Source organism: Bacillus sp. LR_5, from assembly GCF_042709275.1.
Window position 1 is genome coordinate 1 of the sequence record NZ_JAVAXX010000447.1, and the last position, 3525, is coordinate 3525.

General features: G+C 42.9%; 2 protein-coding genes. Both read right to left on the reverse strand.

All coding sequences use genetic code 11. From position 1 onward, the window contains the following. Nucleotides 1-1156: sporulation protein YhbH (gene yhbH / locus RAC86_RS36750; RefSeq protein ID WP_377886780.1), on the reverse strand; the 1156-nt coding region annotated here is incomplete at its 3' end. A gap of 179 nt (nucleotides 1157-1335) precedes the next feature. Then, the gene (gene prkA / locus RAC86_RS36755; RefSeq protein ID WP_072565985.1) at nucleotides 1336-3231 is read right to left on the reverse strand and encodes a serine/threonine protein kinase PrkA; all 1896 of its coding nucleotides are present in this window, start codon (nucleotides 3229-3231) and stop codon (nucleotides 1336-1338) included. Nucleotides 3232-3525: the final 294 nt, after the last annotated feature.

A 3525-nucleotide genomic window follows, 5' to 3' on the forward strand; every position in this document is an offset into this window, starting at 1 on the left:
CGGACTCTTCATTTCTGAAAAAGTTCTTCAGCGCCTGAAAAACATCAGACTTCTGTTTTAAAATATAGTACTTAAATTTCTCGTCTTTCACATTTTTATATGCAGACATTAACGTTGAATGCCTGTTGTACTGATTGACCTCGCCGTAGCAGAAAAGATTGGCCTTCTTCATAATATCATTGACCAGTTTCACACAGCGCGCGTTATCAGATGTCAGGTTGTCACCGTCAGAAAAATGAAACGGGTAAATGTTGTAGCGGGCGGGATTGTACTTTTCGTCAATAAGCTCAAGCGACTTCCGGTATACGGAAGAACAGATTGTTCCGCCGCTTTCTCCCTTTGAGAAGAAGTCCTCCTCCGACACGACTCTTGCTTCTGTATGATGGGCAATAAATTCAATTTCAACAGTCTCATATTTCGTCCGCAAAAAACGGGTCATCCAGAAAAAGAAACTTCTGGCCATGTATTTTTCCCAAACCCCCATACTGCCGCTTGTATCCATCATTGCTAAGACGACGGCTTTTGACTCGGGCTTTGTTATGTCATTCCACGTCTTATACTTCAGGTCCTCCGGGTAAATCGGATAGAACGATGGCTTCCCTGACATCGCGTTTCGTTTAAAAGCTGACATCATTGTTCTTTTCTTATCAATATTACCGGTTAACCCTGTTTTACGGATATCATTAAATTCAATATCTGTATGAATGATATTGTCCCGCTCTTTTTGCTGAAGGTTTGGAAGTTCTAATTCTTTAAAAAGCGCTTCTTCTAAATCCATTAATGAAATTTCTGCTTCATAATAATCTTCGCCTGCCTGATCACCGGCGCCCTGCCCTTTTCCAGGCCCCTGTTTTTTGTCTGATCCATCCCGGGCCACAACATCTCCAACCTGGCTGTCGCCTTCTCCTTGCCCTACGTGTTTATTTTTATCATAGTTATAACGGATTTTATACTCATCCAGTGAACGGATTGGGATCTTCACTACATCTTTTCCATTAGACATAATAATACTTTCCTCAGTCACGAGGTCCGGAAGATTATTTTTGATCGCTTCCTGCACTTTTTTCTGGTGGCGCTGCTGGTCATCGAAGCCTTTGCGATGGAGGGACCAGTTTTCCTCAGAAATCAAAAAATGGCCGCTGTCATTTTGGGACATGAATTCCCCTCCTTAACCATTTGTGGTCGTGATACATACGTATTCCGGCTTGTGCCAGATTATGAAACAAGTCTTTCGAAAAGATTTATATTCATCATATGCACAAAAGCACGGTTAATTGACAAACTATTTAGAAAATGGGACAAAATAACCCGCCCTATTCGGACGGGTCACGTTGCTTATCGGTTCAGCAGGCTGCCGACATATTTCAGCAGCTCATTGGCACTCGTCGAGTTGTAGCCGTGTTCATCAATTAAACGGGCCACGACTTCATTTACCTTTTTCAGCTGCTGCTCATCCGGCGTTTTTGTTGACGTCGTAATTTTAACGACATCCTTCAGATCAGCAAACAACTTTTTCTGAATGGCTTCACGCAGCCTTTCATGAGAATTATAATCAAACCGTTTACCTTTTCTCGCATAAGCCGAGATACGGATTAAGATTTCCTCGCGGAACGCTTTTTTGGCGTTTTCCGAAATGCCAATCTGCTCTTCGATTGATCTCATCAGCTTTTCGTCAGGGTTCAGTTCTTCTCCTGTCAAAGGATCACGAAGCTTGTTTTTATTGCAATAGGCCTCTACGTTATCGAGATAATTGTCCATAAGTGTTTTAGCTGATTCTTCATATGAGTACACAAACGCTTTTTGAACTTCTTTTTTCGCAATGTCGTCATATTCCTTGCGGGCAGCAGAAATAAAATTCAAATACCGCTCCCTGTCCTCGCTTGAAATCGAAGGATGCTGATCAAGACCTTCTTTTAAGGAACGAAGAACATCAAGAGAATTGATCGACTCCATATTTTTTCTGATAATCGTTGAAGAAATCCGGTTGATCACGTACCGCGGATCAATGCCGCTCATGCCTTCATCATTATATTCTTTTTTCATATCCTCAACGTCGACAGAATTATATCCTTCCACACTTTCTCCATCATACAGTCTCATTTTCTTGACCAGATCGATATCCGACCGCTTTGGTTCTTTTAATCGGGTAAGAATCGAGAACATCGCAGCGACCTTCAACGTATGCGGGGCAATGTGAACATCCGATACATCGCTCTCTGCGATCATTTTTTCATAAATTCTCTCTTCCTCAGACACTTTTAAATTATAAGGGACCGGCATCACAATGATTCTCGAGTGCAGGGCTTCATTCTTCTTATTAGAAATAAATGAGCGATACTCCGTTTCATTCGTGTGAGCCACGATCAGCTCATCAGCAGAAATTAACGCAAATCGCCCCGCTTTAAAATTCCCTTCCTGTGTCAATGAGAGCAAATGCCAGAGAAATTTCTCATCACATTTCAGCATCTCCTGAAACTCCATCATCCCGCGGTTCGCTTTATTCAGCTCTCCGTCAAACCGGTATGCGCGCGGATCTGATTCTGAACCGTACTCGGCAATGGTTGAGAAATCAATACTTCCCGTCAAATCGGCAATATCCTGAGATTTCGGATCAGATGGGCTGAATGTTCCAATTCCCGTACGCTTATCTTCTGAAAAGAAGATGCGCTCAACCTTCACATCCTCAATTCTTCCTCCGTACTCTTCTTCCAGCCTCATGACATTTAAAGGAGAAAGACTTCCCTCTATTCTAATGCCGTATTCTCTGTAAAAGTCATCACGCAAATGATGGGGGATTAAATGTAGAGGGTCCTCGTGCATCGGGCAGCCTTTAATCGCATATACAGCGCCATTATCCGTCAAGGTGTACGCTTCGAGACCTTTTTTGAGCATCGTGACCAGCGTGGATTTACCGCCGCTCACAGGTCCCATCAGCAATAGAATCCGCTTTCTGACATCAAGCCGTTTCGCAGCCGGATGCAAATACTCTTCCACCAGACGCTCCAAAGATTCCTCAAGCCCGAACAGCTCGCGGTCAAAAAAGCTGTACTTCTTACGTCCGTCAATCTCCTCTATCCCGCTGTCTTTTATCATATTAAAAACACGAGAATGAGCAGATTGCGCGACCATTGGATTTTCTTTAATAATCTCCAAATAATCGGCGAATGTTCCTTCCCATTTCAGCCGCTGCTCTTCCTCTCTGTACTGTTCAATTTTCTTTAATATATCCATAAGGACCTCCTCCATCATGTTTGATGCGCTATGCAAATAAGGTACTTTGATACAATCTATGCCGCCATCTCGTGATACATGCTTTGGTTTCTTAAAAATAAAGATACTTATACGGCGTTGACAAGGCAGACCGCGACCGTTCATAATAAAGAAAAATACAGAATCACCCAGACTCGGACAGCACGGAAAAATTGAAGAGGGGGAGAGACGGTGAAAACAATCATCATGATGGGTGTCATTGTCACTTTTTTAGTATCAATTTTTACCGCAGGGTACGATAGCAAGCCGGGAAAA

What these genes read in the sequence shown, in the direction of transcription:
- prkA (WP_072565985.1), bottom strand. Translation starts at nt 3,231, where the DNA reads ATGGATATATTAAAGAAAATTGAACAGTACAGAGAGGAAGAGCAGCGG.